Genomic DNA, 14,133 nt, shown 5'->3' with positions numbered 1-14,133 from the left:
CCCAGATGCACGTCTCCCGCCTGCTCGCCCGCGCCCTGACCAAACTGCGCGAGCAACTCGACGCGGAAGTCTGAGAGGTTTACGAAAGCCCGGGGTGGGGCACCTAAGAGTCATGAACACCCTACTGTGGATCCTCGCCGTAATCCTGGTGGTCTCTGGCATCTTCGCCCTTTTCCGGCGACAGGTGCTCTGGGGCGTCGTTCTCATCATCGTGGGCCTGTTGGTCGGTCCCGGTGGTGTCAGCATCTTCAGTTAACTCACCACTGACTTACCCGGACGGGCGGTGCGCCCGCGCGGGTGGGCGTCGGGGGGCACGGCAGGCGCCGCGCCCCCCGAAGTCTTCTTCGTACCCCCTCGTGACTGAGGAGCAGTGATGACCGTTCCGTTGCCGCCGTTGCCGCCCATCCCGGGCGAGGACGTCGAGCACGTGCCACCTGGCCGCAGCCTCGTCGACGTGCTCGACGACCAGCTGGCCACCGTGACGACGCTCGTGGACGAGCTGCGTGCCGACGAGACCCCGGACGAGCGCCGTAGGCAGCTCGCCGACGTGGTCGTCGCCGAGCTGTCCCGCCAGGTGTCCGCCGAGCGCCAGTACCTCTACCCGACCGTACGGGCGCTGCTGCCCGACGGCGACGCCCTCGCCGAGGCGGGCGGCGCCGAGGACGCCACCTTGCTGCGCGCCCTCAAGGACCTGCAGGGCACCGGCGTCGCCGACCCCGAGTTCCGGGGCCGCGTGGACGAGGTGGCCGACATCGTCCACCGGCACGCGGCCGACACCGCCGCGCTGCTCGCCCCGCTGCGCGAGGCCGCCACGGACGAGCAGCTCATCCGGCTCGGCAACCGGGTCGAGATGGTCAAGGAGGCCGCGCCCACCCGGCCGCACCCCGCCGCCCCGGCCGCCCGGCCCTGGAACGCCGTGGTCGACCCCGCCCTCGGCGTCGTCGACAAGACCCGCGACCTGCTCACCCGGCGCACCACGTACGCCGAGGACCTGTAGACGAACGTCCGACCGACGGACCGGCTGTGCGACAGCCGGTCCGTCGCCGTGTGGCGCTACCGCCCGGGCGGCCGGCCGCCCGGCATGCTGGCCAACGATGACACGCACAGCGGTGCCGGGGGACGGCGCGGGCGGCCGGCACGCCACCCCGGGGCGTACCGCGCGCGGGCTCAACCCGGCCGCCGTCGTACCGGTCGTGTGCGCCCTCGCGGCCGTGACCGCCGGCGCCGGCCTGACCCCGCCCGGCAACGCGCCGCCCCTGCCACCCGGCACCCCCACCGGGGCGCCCGTGCCGGCCCCGGAGAACGACAGCCCGCCGGCCGCACCGACGCTGCCCGGTCCGGCAGCCCCGACGTTGCCCGGTCCGGCCGTCGCCGGCGCCGCCCGCGCGCCGGCGGTGCCGTTCGGCGGCCACCGCCGGTCCTACGCGCCCGGCGCGCTGCGACCCACCGGCACCCGGGCCGACGTGGACGCGCGGGTCGTGGCCCTCTACCGGCAGTGGCGGGCGGCGTTCGTCCGCACGCACTGCGTGGGCGCGCACGTCATCTCGCCGGACGCCGAGGTCCCGGTGGTGGGGGAGGCGCAGGGCTACGGGCTGCTCGTCGCGGCGTACCTGGCCGGCGCCGACCCGGGCGCGCGCGAGCTGTTCGACGCCATCCTCGGGTACGTGCTCGCCCACCCGTCCAGCCGCGACGGCGACCTGCTCGCCGCCGAGCAGGACGCGTACTGCCGCGACGTCAACGGCGGCGACTCGGCCACGGACGCCGACCTGGACATCGCGTACGCGCTGCTGCTCGCCCACCGGCAGTGGGGCTCGCGGGGTCGCCACGACTACCGCGTCCTCGCCCTGCGGCGCATCGCGGCGATCGCGCGCAGCGAGGTCGATCCGGTGACCCACCTGCTGCGGCTGGGCGACTGGGCCACCGGTTCCGGCGAACTCGCCCGCACGAGCCGCACCTCGGACTGGATGCTCGACCACCTGCGGGCGTTTCGGCGCGCCACCGGCGACCCGTACTGGGACATGGTCCGCCGCGCCCACCAGCGCGCCCTGTCGAACCTGCTGGCCGGGCCCGGCGCGGGCACCGGGCTGGTGCCCGACTTCGTCGTGGACACGCACGCCGCCCCGCGCCCGGCCGCCGGCCGCGTGCTGGAGAGCGAACACGACGGGCAGTACTCGTGGAACGCGTGCCGCGTGCCGTTACGTGTCGGCGTGGACGCGGTGACCAGCGGCGACGCGCGGTCGGTCGCGGCCGCGCGGGCCGTGACCCGGTGGGTGCGACGGGCCACGGGCGGCGACCCGGCCGCCGTGTCGAGCGGGTACGCCCTCGACGGTACGCCCCTGGCCGCCGGGGCCCACCCGGCGTTCGTCGCGCCCCTGGCCGTCGCCGCCCTCAGCGACCCGACCGCGCAACCGTGGCTGGACGCGCTGTGGCGGCACCTGGTCGCCACGCCGGTCAGCTCACACGGCTACTACGCGGCCAGCGTCCAGCTGCTGTCGATGATCGTCGTGAGCGGGAACTACTGGGTTCCCTAGCTCTCCAGCACGTCGGACAGCTCGTCGATGAAGCGGCGCTCGGACTCGCTCACCCACGCGCCGCCGATGCCGAGCACGCCGCCCGACGAGGCCGCCGTGATGACCGCCTCGGCGATGCCGACCAGCCAGAACTTGTACGCCGCCGCCTCGCCCTCGCCGGCCTTGTGGGTGAGCAGCGTGGTCGCCGCCCGGGCCCGGTCGAGCACGTCGGCGATCTGGGCGTCGATGTCGTCGGGCCGGATGATGGGCGCCTCGGCGCCCTCCTCGGGGTCGCCGACCTGCTCCACGACCCACAGCGCGACCTGCTCGACGAGCGGGCTGCCCGAGTCGCGGCCCGCGGCGATCGCCTCCAGGCCGGCGGCGGCTTCCGCCATCGTCTTGCGGGTGCTGTCCGGCTCGCTGGCGCTGGCCGCCACGATGACCGCCTGCGGGAGACCGACGAGCAGCCCCCACTCCTCGTCCGTGTAGACCGCCTGCTCCGTCACGCGCTGCTCTCCTCGCCTGGGAAGGATCTGCGGAAAATCTGAGCCTACCCAGCGCGGCGGGGGTTCACGCCGCCCCCCGCCGTCAACCGCACGCCCGCCCGTTGACCGTGCAGGACACCGGCGTCGTGCCGTCGTCACCCTGATCCGACAGGTCAAACTGGATCTTGAGGGTCTGTGTCGCGCCGGGCGCGATCGACACGGCTGAGGTGAACACCCAGCGCTGCCCCTCCCGCCGCACGGCGGGGGTCTGGCCGCCCTCGACCCAGAAGGCCGCGTTCGCCGTCACGGCGTCCGGGTAGACGATCGCGGCCTCCCACGTGGACGCGGACCGCGAGGTGTTGCGCAGCGTCAGCGCGGCCTCGAACCGCCCGTCCCACAGCTGGGTGCGCTCGTACGAGGCGGTGACGGCGGACGACCTCGGCGCCGCCGCTGTCGTGGCCCGGGCGGTCGTGCCGGGCGGCGGCGTGGGTCGCGGGCCCGGGGTCTCGCCGACGGCGGCGGTCGGCGTCGCGGGTGGGGCACTGGTCAGGCCGGTGGGGGCGGCGCCGCTCGGGGTGGCCGGGCCCGCGGTCGGGGCCAACGGCGCCAGGGTCGCGCCGTCGGCGGGTCCGGTCGCCAGGCTGGCCGGGCCGCTGTCGCGGTTCATATCGACCACGGTCCAGATGCCGCAGGCCACGATGAGGATGCCGACGGCGAGGAGTGCGAGCGGACCGGGTTCACGCGTCCAGTGCGGGAGTCGGTCGAGCCCGCGCTTGCGCTCCGGCGGCGGCTCCGGCGCGAAGTGCTTGCCCACGGCGAACACGATCTATGATCGGCCGCCCGGCGCGCAACCTCGCGACCGATAGCCTGACCGGGTGGAGACGATTGATACGGACGCGGGACGTCTGGCCGGGGTCGCGGCGCAGGCGGCCACCCTGGTCGGGCCGGCGCTGGCGGAGGCCTTCCAGACCCGTCCCAAGGTGGCGTTCAAGCGCGACCGTCACGACCCGGTGACGGTGCACGACCGGGCCGCCGAGGCGAGCATCCGGGACTTCATCATGTCGACCGAGCCCGACAGCACCGTGGTGGGCGAGGAGGACGGCGTGCGGGGCAGCGGCCGGGTGCACTGGTATGTCGACCCGATCGACGGCACGGCCAACTTCGCCCGCGGGCTGCCGTTCTGGTGCACGTCGGTGGCCGCCGTGGTGGACGGCGCGGTCGTCGCCGGGGCGATCTATGACCCCGTGCGCGGGGACCTGTTCACCGCGTCGACGACCGGCGCGTGGTGCAACGAGCAGCCCATGCACAGCACCGGGGTCACCGAGGAGACCGCCGCGATGCTGGTCACCAGCTATCCCGGCTCGCGTGGCATCGAGACCGACCGCGAGCGGGTGCTGGCCCGCACGGCGCAGCTCATCACCACGTACGCCACCGTGCGCCGCCCCGGCAGCACGGCGCTCAATCTGGCCTATGTCGCGTCGGGCCGGGTGGACGTGGCGCTCGGCATCGGCATCAACGCCTGGGACGTGGCGGCGGGCGCCCTCATGGTCCGTCAGGCGGGCGGGCACTACTTCGGGCTGCGCCGCGGTGAGCCGAACCTGAACGGCCCGGACCCCGCCTGGACGTTCCCGGGCTACCTGGCCATGGTGGGCACCCTGGACCCGGCCGAGACGACCGTCCGATCGCTGTTCGCCGATTCGTACCAGGTCAACGGCCTTTGAGCGGAGCGGGTGGCACGGTGGACCCTCCGGTTCTGCTGGTGGTCGACGCCGCCAACGTCGTCGGGTCGGTGCCCGACGGCTGGTGGCGCGACCGCGCCGGGGCCACCGCGCGGTTGCGCGACGCGCTGGCGCCGGTCGCGGACACCGGCCTGCCGGCGACGGCTACCGAGCGGGCGATCCCCGGGCCCGTCGAGGTCGTCCTGGTCGTGGAGGGCCAGGCCCGCGACGTGCCGGCCATCCCGGGCGTACGGGTGGTCGCGGCGCCCGGTTCGGGCGACGACGCGATCGTGGACCTCGTGGCGAGCCTGGATCCGCGCCGGGAGGCGGTCGTGGTGACCGCCGACCGGGGCCTGCTCGACCGCCTGGACGCCTACGGGGTACGGGTGCGCGGCGCCCGCGCGGTGCCCCGCCGGCCGTGACCGTTATCGCCGGGAGCGTTCGGGGGCACCGGCGTGATAGCGGACCACCGTGTTGAAGACCAGGTCGTGCCAGGCGCGGCGCTCGGCGTCGAACAGCACGTTGAGCATTCCGGCCAACCACACCGGCGCGAGGAAGAGGCCGGCGGCGGCGCGCGCGCCGGCCCGCACGATGCCCAGCCGCCCGCCGTCCGGGCGGGTCACCATGAGGCCGAGCAGCAGCGCCCCGACGGTCCGCCCGCCCAGCCACCAGCACGCCGTGAAGTAGGTCCACGGCAGCGCCGCGGCCACCAGCGTCGACGCGGCGGCCAGCCACTGCGCGTCCGTCCCGGTGACCTCCTGCCACACCAGCGGCGGCAGGCTCGCCGTCGCTCCCGCGGCGCTCGCCACGATCGCCAGGTCCACCGCCAGGGCGCACCACCGCGACACCAGCCCCGCGTACTGGTGGTGCCGGTCCGCGGGCGCCCCGGAGCGGCTGCGCGAGGGCCGGCCGCCGGCCGCCGGCGGCACCGCTCAGCCGCCGAACAGGCGCCGGATCGCGGACTCCACGCGGTCGTCGGCCTGCGCCGTACTCGATCGGAGCTGTTCGGCCGTGTCCCCGATGACGCCGCGACCCTGGATGACCATGAGCTCGCGGACGTTCTCGTCGGCGGTCAGGTCCTCGATGACGACCGGCAGCACCCGCTCGCGGATCTGCGGGATGGCGCCTTCGATGAGCCGCGGCACCACCTCGGCCACCAGGTGCGGCACGAGCGCGTCCACGAGCCGGGGCACCGCCCGCCCCTCCGCCCAGCGCAGCCCGTCGTCGACCGCCCGCCGCACGAACAGCACCGCGTCGGCGCGCCCGAGCGCGAGGCTCGCGCGGCCCCGGGTCGTGGCGCGGGCTCCCGCCCGCGCGAGGCGCTGGCGGCCGCGGTCCACGCGGTCCGTGAGGAGCCGCGAGCCCGGCAGCCCGGCCACTCTTGTGCGGGTACGGGCGGCGACCGCGCCCGCCCGGCGGGTGAGCGCGGCCGCCTCGTCGGCCGCCTGCACCGGCAGGCCCACGGCGGTGGCGACCGCGCGGGGCGTCGCCGCCCCGGCCCGCAGCCGCTCGCCGGCCAGGACGGCGAGGCCGAGCAGGACCCGCCCGCCCTCGACGGGACGCGTGGCGACGACCTGCCGGGCCGCCGCCGGTGGGGGCGGGCCGGGTGCGGCGACCGAGGCCGCCGCCGTCAGGGATCCACCGAACAGGGGCCGGCCCGGCTCCGCGATGCTTGTCATGGCGCACCTCCCGCGCCGGCCGCCGACGCCGCCGACCGACACCTGGATTATGGCGCTTGACGTGCCCGGACAGGGCCGGGCCGGCTATTTACGCCGGCCGCCGAACATGGCGCGGAGCGCGGCGATGAGCAGCAGGGCGCCCAGCGCGGCGCCGACGAGGACCACGCCGGGAATGTCATCGGAGGCGCTGTCGGCCGCGGTGATGATTATGCGCACCTCACTACTGATACACCATCCGTCTGACCCACTGTGAAAAGGAGCCGGGCGAGGCCTGTTCGTTATCTGAAAGCCGCGTGATAATTCCCTCAAAGCAAGCCCGACCGCTTGGGGGCTGCATATGAGTCGCGTCCACGTGTCGATCATGAGGCGGGCACTCACCGTCGCGGCCACCGCGATTATCGCGGCCGGAATAGCCGCGTGTGGAGCGCCGGATTACACGTACGTTAAGAATTCCGGCGAGAAGACGTACTTTCGCGTTCCGGCGACCTGGCGACAGGTCGATCAGGCGGGCCTGGACTACATGACCCGCGAGGACAATCCCGACTCGGTCAGTGCCCAGGTGCGCAAGCGGATGACCTGGTCGGTGGCGTACGACGCGCATGCCGAACCCACGGCCGCGCACCTGTTCAGCCTCACCACGACCGACGAGCCCATCGCGTACGCGAAGGTCGTGCACCTCACCGAGGACCAGGCGAACCTGGTCTCCTTCGACGCCCTGCGCAACCTGTTCCTGCCCGTGTCCGACAGCGCCCGCGCCAGCGCGTTCGAGGCCGGCACCCTGCTGCCCGGCTTCGAGCTGCTCGTCGACGAGGTGCTCACGCCGTCGGACGGGGTACGCGGGGTACGGGTCGTCTACAACTACGAGCTGCCCAACGGTGTGCTGCACACCTTCGACCAGACGACGTACGTCAACAACGACGCGAGCGTGTACTACATGCTGGTCATCCGCTGCTCCGCCCGGTGCTACAAGGCGCGGGCCGGGGAGATCGAGGGCGTCGCCACCTCCTTCACGGTGAGGAGCAAGCCATGACGACCGCCCCGGACACCGGCCTGCGACCGCCCGGCGAGGTCCCGCCCGCGCCGGCGCGGCCCACCCGGAAACCGCTGCGACCGTGGGACCGCATCAAGTTCCTCCTGCTGCTCGTGGTGATCCGGCTGATCCTCATCTGGGCCGCGATGGCCGACAACCCGCTGCTGCCGTTCGTCGACGCCGTGCGCGAGCAGTGGCCGAGGTACACGTGGTGGTACGTGCTGTTCGGGCTCGAACTGGCCCGCCAGATCCATTACCTGATCAGCGAGCGGTCCGCGGCCTATCACCATTTCTGGACCAACAGGCTCTTCGGCGGATTCGAGCGGGTCACCCACCGTCGATTCAGCGACTGGACCCGCTTCCGGCTCGCCCGGGTCATCAAATGGACCGTCTGGATCGCGATAATCGCGCTCGTCGCCGGCGCGATTCTCAAGACGTCGCCATTGCTGGCACTGTTCCAGGCGCCCGCGATCATCTGGTCGATCCTGCCGTTCGTCGTCCAGATGATGTTTATTCTCTTCATCGCCGTCGGGCAATTCGTGGCGATCTTCTGGTTCCTTTCCCGGGGCGGCATCGAGGTCTACTACCCGGACGACATCAAGACCCGGTTCACCGATGTCTGGGGCCAGGACCATGTCCTGGAAAGGGTCAAGGAAAACATCCTGTACCTGGAGAAGCCCGAGGCGATCGAGTCGCGCGGCGGGTACGTGCCCGGCGGCATCCTGCTGTGGGGCCCGCCCGGCACCGGCAAGACGCTCATGGCCGAGGCGGTCGCGGGCGAGACCGGCCGGCCGTACGTGTTCGTCGACCCGGGCGCCTTCATCAACATGTTCTTCGGCGTCGGCGTACTCAAGGTCAAGGGCCTGTTCCGCAAGCTGCGCAAGCTCGCCCTGCGGTACGGCGGGGTGATCGTCTTCTTCGACGAGGCCGACTCGCTGGGCAACCGGGGCGCGCTCGCGCAGGGCGGCGGCCCGGGCTTCCCGCGCGGCGCGACCCCCGCGCCGTGGGCGACCGGCGGCTGTCACGGCTTCTCCTACCTGTCGGCCGACAGCCAGTGGCGCCTCGCCCGGGACCGGTCCGCGCCCCCGGCGCAGCCGCGCGGCGGGTCGCGGGCCCGGGTCGTCATGGGCAACATGGGCATGGGCGGCGGCGGCATGGGCACCCTGGAGGCCCTGCTCACGGAGCTGTCCGGCCTCAAGAAGCCGCGCGGGTTCGTCAACCGGTACGTGCGCCGGCTGCTCGGCATGCGGCCCAAGCCGCCGCCCAAGTACCGCATCCTGGTCATGATGGCCACCAACCTGCCGGAGGCCCTCGACCAGGCGCTGCTGCGGCCCGGCCGCATCGACCGGATCTACAAGGTCGGCTACCCGAGCAAGGCGGGGCGCATCCGCACCTACCGGGGGTACTTCGACAAGGTCCGCCACGAGCTGACCGAGGACAACCTCGACAAGCTCGCCACCATCACCCCGTACGCCACCGGCGCGACCATCAAGGACACCGTCAACGAAGCGCTCGTGACCGCCATCCGCGACGGCCGCGAGGTCATCACCTGGGCCGACGTGATCAAGGCCAAGCAGCTCAAGGAGCTGGGCCCGCCCGAGGACGTCGAGTACATCGAGCGCGAGCGCCACGCCGTCGCCGTGCACGAGGCGTGCCACGCCGTCGTGGCCTACCGCACCCGGCTGCACATGGAGATCGACATCGCGACGATCGAGAAGGGCAGCGACTACCTCGGCATGGTCGCCAGCATCCCGCCCGAGGACCAGTTCACCCGCTGGCGCACGGAGTACGAGGCCGACATCCTCGTGTCGATCGCCTCGCTGGCCGGCGAGCGGATGTTCTTCGCCGGCGACAGCTCGTCCGGCGTCTCCGGCGACCTGGAGTCCGCCACCCAGGTCGCCTCCTACATGGAGGGTTACTGGGGGATGGGCGCCACGGTCTCGTCGTACTCCACCGCGAAGCGGCTCGAGGTCGGCGGCATCGGCGTGCCCCGCAAGGAGCGCGAGGACGAGACGAAGGTGCGCACCGCGCTGGCCGACCGCATCGAGGACAAGCTCGGTGACCTGCTCGAACAGGTCACCGAGATCCTCAAGGCCAACCGGCGCGAGGTGCTGTCGCTGGCCCACGCCCTGGAGACCCACAAGACGCTCACCGGCGACGACGTCGTCGCGGTCCTCGAACGCCGCCGCGGCCCGCTCGTGGACGGCAGCGTCTACGACGACCCGGAGTTCCGTGACCAGCTGACGGCCTACCACGAGGCGGCCGTCGCCGCGCACCGCGACCACGCCCCGCTCACCGTGCCGCTGCCCCGCCCGGCCGGGGCCTCCGACCCGGTCCCGTTCGCCGTCGAGCCCGCCGCCCTGCCGCCGGTCCCGCCCGTCGAGGCCGGCGAGCTGATCGGGAGCGACGGCCCGGCGATCGGCGGCGTGGGTGTGTCCGCCGGACCTGACGGCCAACCGGTCAACGGCGGCGAGACGGTGAGCGCGCGGACGCCGTCGGTTCCTCAGCAGCCCCGCCCGGCGCACAGCCCGTGGATGCGACCCGTCCCCAACGGCGCCGAACCGGCCGGCGGCGACCCGCCGCCGGACAGTGCCTTTCCGGACGGCGCGTCCCCGGACGGCGCTTCGTCCGGTCGGGTCCCGTCGGCCAGTGGGCCGGACGGTGACACCCCCGCCGAGGTGGCGCCGACCAGCGAAGAGATGCCGCAGACCAGGGCGGGCAGCGCCGCTCACCGCATCGCCGGGGCCGTGCGCCGCCTCCGCGACCGCCTTCACCGACCCGCATAGGGGATCCTGCCGATCACGTTCCTCGGGCGTGCTGGAAACGGATCATGCAAAGCAATGAACTGGTGCGGTACGTGTCCGGGGCCAGCAGAACATCCCGACGGATGTTGACCACCCCGACAAGCTCACCGACCGCGGTCGTCGACCTGCGTCCACGGCCGTACGTCGACCGTCGCCGAGCCCTGCGGTGCGCCGACACGTCAACGAGCCACCAAACCATCGAGGAGAACCCGAAGCGGCCCGTTGTCGCCGCGCAGAGATGCCATCGACGCGCCCTCGTTGGCGTCCGGATGGAGATCCGACCAGTCGATGGGCCAACCCGCTTCACGGCTGAGCTGACGAAAGAAGGCGCGCTGAGCCCGACCGTTGCCGTCACGGAAGGGGTGGATCGCGTTGACCTCGGCGAAGTAGTGAGTCAGCCGGTCGAGGAAGCCCTCCCGCGACAGCGCGCGCAGGTGACGCTCCTTCGCCAGGCTGCCGAACACCTCCGCCGAGTACGCCTCGATGTGCTGCGGCAGGCAGAACGGATCGGATCTGGCGATACCCACCGCCCTGATCTCGCCGGCCCACGGATAGAGGTCGCCGAAGATCTCCCAATGGAAGGACCGCAAATGAGTCAGGTCGTAGCCGCCAGGAAGCGTCCGCGTGCCCAGGTCCGCCAACGCGGCCAGCGTCAGTCCGGCCTCCACCTCACGCAGTCGCCCGGGATCGGAAATGCCGAGCCGGTTACGCAGCACCCCGCTGCCGGGATCCACGTACGGATCGATGGTCACGATGCGCCGTAAAGTTGCCGGACAAGCTCACGCATGCGTGCGGTCGTGATCTCACCACGCGCCCAACGTTCGGTGATGGCGTCGACATCGTCGGCGACTGTCAGACCTTCGGCCCGCACCGATGCTGCTGCCTGCGCCAGCGACCGAGTTCGCTCAGCGGTGAGTTCGTCGAACACCTCGACCGGCACCATGACCGCCTCGGTCTTGCGATGTGAACCCACGCCAACCGGGGTGCGGTCACCGTTGCGGAACCGTTCGAGAACGCTCGGCAACTGCTCACGGGCCTCACGCACAGACAACGTCTGGATCAACATTCACAAAGTGTACCCGATTGTGTACACGATTCGACACAACCCTTGTTGCGCCGTGGTTCGCTGCGCCGTCGATGATCACGCTGCCGACCTCGAAGGATGGGCCCCTCGGGGATGGCTAGCCGCGGCGTACGTCTTGCTCCGCGGTCCTGTCGAGCCGCTCGGTGACGTGGCAGGCGATGTCGCGTAGCACGTTGACCTGGTCCTCGGTGAGCCCGTCGAGGACGTAGCGCCGCACCGCGGCGACGTGGCCGGGCGCCGCGGCGACCACGGTGTCCCACCCGGCGTCGGTCAGTACGGCCCGGGTGTAGCGGGAGTTTTCCGGGTCCGGCTCACGGCGCAGCAGGTCGCGCTGCTCCAGGCGCTTGACGACGTTCGACAGCCGCGACAGCGAGCTTCCGATGTGGTTGGCCAGCTCGCTGAGCCGCAGCGTCCGGTCCGGCGTCATGGACAGCATGCTGAGCACGAAGTAGTCGAACAGCGTCAGTCTGCTGTCACGCAGCAGCTGCGCGTCGAGTGCGCCGGGGAGGTTGAAGACGAGCTTGGCGAGCGCCAGCCAGGCATCGCGCTCGCAATCGTTCAACCATCGTGGTTCGTCCGGCACGCCAGCCAGCATACGACCGGCTTCAGCCGTGAAGTAACACACATCACAAACAGTTCAAGCTTGAAGTCTGGTCCCGGTAGATTGAACTTCAAGCTTGAACTTCACTTCTTGGGAGTGGTCGTGACCCTATTCAGGTTGGACGCCAGTATCCGTACCCACGGCTCCGCGAGCCGCGAGATCGCGGACATCGTCGAGGAGGAGTGGCGCGCCGCCCGGCCGGGCGACGATGTCCGTCGCCGCCACATCGGTGTCGACACCCTGCCCGCGACCGCGTGGGCCTCGGCGGTCACCGCCGGCATGACCGCGCCGCAGGAGCGCACCGCCGAGCAGCGGGAGGCCGTCGCCCTCGCCGCGACGCTCGCCGACGAACTGTTGTCCGCGGACGCGATCCTGTTCGCCGTGCCGCTGTACAACTTCGGCGTCTCCCAGCACTTCAAGACGTACATCGACCTGGTCTGCACCGACCCGCGGGCGTCGGGCCCGTCGTTCCTGGCCGGCAAGCCGACCGTGCTGGCCACGGTCCGCGGCGGCGCGTACGGCGGCGGCACCCCGCGGGAGGGCTGGGACCACTCGACCCCGTACCTGCGGCGCATCCTCGCCGACCAGTGGGGCGCCGACCTGTCCGTCGTGGAGCGGGAGTTCACCCTGGTCGGCGTCAACCCGGCCCTGGACCCGTTCACCGAGCAGGCCGCGCAGATGCACGCCGGCGCGCTGCAGGCGGCCCGCGAGGCCGGCCGCGCGCTCGGGGCAGTGCCCCTGCCCGCCTGATGGTGGAGCTGCCGCCACGGACCGGCCCGTGGCGGCAGCATCTCCCGGCCGGCACGGGCGTTGCCCGGCGCGCCGGGCCGGAGGCGTTATGGCGCCACAACAGTGCTCAGCCGGCGGCGGCTCAGCGGAAGGCGCCGATGGCCGTGAAGTCGTGCTCCGGGAAGATCTTCTTGACGTCGCCGATGTTGAAGCGACGCGACAGCATCTCGCCGAGCACGTCGCGGACGTCGTTGACGCCCGCGAGGTCGCCGTTGTCCAGAGCGGACGGGGCGAGGCCGGGCCACTTGCCGTGCACCTTGCCGCCGGCCATGCCGCCGCCGAGCATCATCATCAGGCTGCCGTGGCCGTGGTCGGTGCCGGCGTTGCCGTTCTGCCCCACGCGGCGGCCGAACTCGCTCATCGTCACGAGCGTGACGTCGCTCAACTTGTCGCCGAGGTCGGTGGCGAAGGCGGCCAGGCCGTTCGCCATGGCGCGCAGGTTGTTGACCATGTCGCCGCCGTCGACGTTGCCGAGGTTGGTGTGCATGTCCCAGCCGCCGAGGTCGATCGCGGCGACCCTCAGGCCCACGCCGGCCTTGATGAGGCGGGCCACGTCGCGCAGCTGGTTGCCGAAGCCGCCCGGCGGGTACGGCGCGACCGGCTGGTAGGGCGTGTTGGCCAGCCGGCGCGCCTCGTCCAGCGCCGACAGGGTCACCTTGGCCTGCTGCACGACCGGGTGCTCGAATCCGGTGTAGAGCGTGCGCAGCGCGTTGAGCGTCTTGTCGTGCAGGTAGTCGGGGCCGGCGAGGCGGAACCCCTCGACCCCGTCGAGGACGAGCTTGGCCTGCGTGCCGACCAGCGAGCGCGGCATGGAGTCGCCCTCGGCGATCGCCCGGAACGTCGTGCCCGGGCCCATCGCGCCCAGCGTCCGGTCCAGCCAGCCGGTGCGCACGACCTGCGACGCCGACCCGCGCTCCAGGCAGTCCTGCGCCTGGAAGTGGCTGCGGCTGGCGTCCGGGTTGTGCACGGCGTGCACGGCCGCCATCGTGCCCGCCTTCCAGAACGGCTCCAGCGGCGCGAGCGCCGGGTGCAGCCCGAACGTGCCGTCGCCGTCGAGCAGGCGGCTGGTCTGCACCCCGATGTTCGGCCGCGCGTTGAGGTAGTTGCGGTCGCCGGCCGGCACGATCACCGACAGGCCGTCCAGGCCGCCCCGCAGGAAGACGACCACGAGCGTACGGGTGTCCGTCCCCGGCGCGGCGAACGCGACCCGGGTCGTGACCAGCTGGGAGCCGAGCGCCGCGACCCCGACCGCCCCGGCGCCGGCCAGCACCCGGCGCCGGGTGAAGCCGAAGCGCCACGCCTCGCGCTGCGCCGTCAGGTCGGAACAGACCTGCTCGGCCTCGACCCGCAGGGCCGCCTCGGTCAGGTTGGGCCCGCGCCGGCGCAGGTCGGCGGCCCGGTGACGGGCCCTGCCTCGCAGTTGGCTCATGAGG

The 14,133-nt window shown here is 72.5% G+C and carries 17 protein-coding genes; 8 read left to right on the top strand and 9 right to left on the bottom strand.

Annotated features, from left to right (window positions below; translation table 11 throughout):
• The first annotated feature begins 112 nt into the window (after positions 1–112).
• From ABD191_RS21030 to ABD191_RS21020, 3 genes are all read left to right on the top strand, one after another.
• Entirely contained in the window at positions 113–256 is a 144-nt protein-coding gene (locus tag ABD191_RS21030; RefSeq protein WP_344084686.1) for a GPGG-motif small membrane protein, read from the top strand.
• A 117-nt stretch (positions 257–373) separates the two neighbouring features.
• A complete protein-coding gene (locus ABD191_RS21025) occupies positions 374–997 on the top strand; it encodes a hemerythrin domain-containing protein (protein WP_344084683.1) in 624 nt (207 codons plus the stop codon).
• A gap of 97 nt (positions 998–1,094) precedes the next feature.
• Complete coding sequence (locus ABD191_RS21020) at positions 1,095–2,531, top strand: family 8 glycosyl hydrolase (protein ID WP_344084680.1); 1,437 nt, start codon at positions 1,095–1,097, stop codon at positions 2,529–2,531.
• Here the strand turns inward: ABD191_RS21020 and ABD191_RS21015 are convergent.
• Positions 2,528–3,016, bottom strand: a complete 489-nt coding sequence (locus tag ABD191_RS21015; protein ID WP_344084678.1) for a hypothetical protein — start codon at positions 3,014–3,016, stop codon at positions 2,528–2,530. The genes ABD191_RS21020 and ABD191_RS21015 overlap by 4 nt on opposite strands.
• 82 nt (positions 3,017–3,098) lie before the next feature.
• Positions 3,099–3,809: a cellulose binding domain-containing protein gene (locus ABD191_RS21010; RefSeq protein WP_344084676.1), complete on the bottom strand. Its 711-nt coding sequence runs from the start codon at positions 3,807–3,809 to the stop codon at positions 3,099–3,101.
• 61 nt (positions 3,810–3,870) lie between these two features.
• Here ABD191_RS21010 and ABD191_RS21005 point away from each other — a divergent pair, with 61 nt between their 5' ends.
• Positions 3,871–4,716 (top strand): inositol monophosphatase family protein, encoded by an 846-nt coding sequence (locus ABD191_RS21005; RefSeq protein WP_344084673.1) that lies wholly within the window; start codon positions 3,871–3,873, stop codon positions 4,714–4,716.
• Between the two features lie 17 nt (positions 4,717–4,733).
• Complete coding sequence (locus tag ABD191_RS21000) at positions 4,734–5,135, top strand: PIN domain-containing protein (protein ID WP_344084670.1); 402 nt, start codon at positions 4,734–4,736, stop codon at positions 5,133–5,135.
• Between the two features lie 3 nt (positions 5,136–5,138).
• Here the strand turns inward: ABD191_RS21000 and ABD191_RS20995 are convergent, their stop codons facing one another.
• The 3 genes from ABD191_RS20995 to ABD191_RS20985 form a co-directional block, all read right to left on the bottom strand.
• On the bottom strand, positions 5,139–5,642 hold the full coding sequence (locus tag ABD191_RS20995; protein ID WP_344084667.1) for an RDD family protein: 504 nt from the start codon (positions 5,640–5,642) through the stop codon (positions 5,139–5,141).
• A gap of 3 nt (positions 5,643–5,645) precedes the next feature.
• Positions 5,646–6,392 (bottom strand): hypothetical protein, encoded by a 747-nt coding sequence (locus tag ABD191_RS20990; protein ID WP_344084664.1) that lies wholly within the window; start codon positions 6,390–6,392, stop codon positions 5,646–5,648.
• A gap of 84 nt (positions 6,393–6,476) precedes the next feature.
• Positions 6,477–6,608, bottom strand: coding sequence for a hypothetical protein (locus tag ABD191_RS20985; RefSeq protein WP_344084661.1), 132 nt, complete (start codon positions 6,606–6,608; stop codon positions 6,477–6,479).
• Positions 6,609–6,753: 145 nt separating this feature from the next.
• Between ABD191_RS20985 and ABD191_RS20980 the strand changes: the two genes are divergently transcribed.
• Complete coding sequence (locus ABD191_RS20980; protein WP_344084658.1) at positions 6,754–7,422, top strand: DcrB/PsbP domain-containing protein; 669 nt, start codon at positions 6,754–6,756, stop codon at positions 7,420–7,422.
• Entirely contained in the window at positions 7,419–10,208 is a 2,790-nt protein-coding gene (locus ABD191_RS20975; protein ID WP_344084655.1) for an AAA family ATPase, read from the top strand. Before ABD191_RS20980 ends, ABD191_RS20975 begins: the two co-directional genes overlap by 4 nt.
• Positions 10,209–10,405: 197 nt before the next feature.
• On the opposite strand, the gene ABD191_RS20970 is transcribed toward ABD191_RS20975, so the two are convergent.
• The 3 genes from ABD191_RS20970 to ABD191_RS20960 all read right to left on the bottom strand — a co-directional run bounded on the left by ABD191_RS20970 (position 10,406) and on the right by ABD191_RS20960 (position 11,893).
• The gene (locus ABD191_RS20970) at positions 10,406–10,978 is read right to left on the bottom strand and encodes a Fic/DOC family protein (protein ID WP_344084652.1); all 573 of its coding nucleotides are present in this window, start codon (positions 10,976–10,978) and stop codon (positions 10,406–10,408) included.
• Complete coding sequence (locus tag ABD191_RS20965) at positions 10,975–11,292, bottom strand: antitoxin VbhA family protein (RefSeq protein ID WP_344084649.1); 318 nt, start codon at positions 11,290–11,292, stop codon at positions 10,975–10,977. The genes ABD191_RS20970 and ABD191_RS20965 overlap by 4 nt, the downstream gene beginning before the upstream one ends.
• Before the next feature lie 115 nt (positions 11,293–11,407).
• A complete protein-coding gene (locus ABD191_RS20960; RefSeq protein WP_344084646.1) occupies positions 11,408–11,893 on the bottom strand; it encodes a MarR family winged helix-turn-helix transcriptional regulator in 486 nt (161 codons plus the stop codon).
• A gap of 135 nt (positions 11,894–12,028) precedes the next feature.
• On the opposite strand from ABD191_RS20960, the gene ABD191_RS20955 reads away from it, so the two are divergent.
• A complete protein-coding gene (locus ABD191_RS20955) occupies positions 12,029–12,661 on the top strand; it encodes an FMN-dependent NADH-azoreductase (RefSeq protein ID WP_344084643.1) in 633 nt (210 codons plus the stop codon).
• A 121-nt stretch (positions 12,662–12,782) separates the two neighbouring features.
• Here ABD191_RS20955 and ABD191_RS20950 read toward each other — a convergent pair whose 3' ends face one another.
• Complete coding sequence (locus ABD191_RS20950) at positions 12,783–14,129, bottom strand: DUF1501 domain-containing protein (protein WP_344084640.1); 1,347 nt, start codon at positions 14,127–14,129, stop codon at positions 12,783–12,785.
• Positions 14,130–14,133 lie beyond the last annotated feature (4 nt).

Origin of the sequence: Luedemannella helvata, from assembly GCF_039528415.1 — a bacterium.
GTDB classification, from domain to species: domain Bacteria; phylum Actinomycetota; class Actinomycetes; order Mycobacteriales; family Micromonosporaceae; genus Luedemannella; species Luedemannella helvata.
Note: the sequence above shows the minus strand (reverse complement) of the source record. Positions and strands in the feature narration are given on the sequence as shown.

Coding starts and splice junctions, on each gene's coding strand:
- ABD191_RS20965 (WP_344084649.1), bottom strand. CDS start 11,292: ATGTTGATCCAGACGTTGTCTGTGCGTGAGGCCCGTGAGCAGTTGCCG.
- ABD191_RS21030 (WP_344084686.1), top strand. CDS start 113: ATGAACACCCTACTGTGGATCCTCGCCGTAATCCTGGTGGTCTCTGGC.
- ABD191_RS20980 (WP_344084658.1), top strand. CDS start 6,754: ATGAGGCGGGCACTCACCGTCGCGGCCACCGCGATTATCGCGGCCGGA.
- ABD191_RS20950 (WP_344084640.1), bottom strand. CDS start 14,129: ATGAGCCAACTGCGAGGCAGGGCCCGTCACCGGGCCGCCGACCTGCGC.
- ABD191_RS21025 (WP_344084683.1), top strand. CDS start 374: ATGACCGTTCCGTTGCCGCCGTTGCCGCCCATCCCGGGCGAGGACGTC.
- ABD191_RS21020 (WP_344084680.1), top strand. CDS start 1,095: ATGACACGCACAGCGGTGCCGGGGGACGGCGCGGGCGGCCGGCACGCC.
- ABD191_RS20990 (WP_344084664.1), bottom strand. CDS start 6,392: ATGACAAGCATCGCGGAGCCGGGCCGGCCCCTGTTCGGTGGATCCCTG.
- ABD191_RS20975 (WP_344084655.1), top strand. CDS start 7,419: ATGACGACCGCCCCGGACACCGGCCTGCGACCGCCCGGCGAGGTCCCG.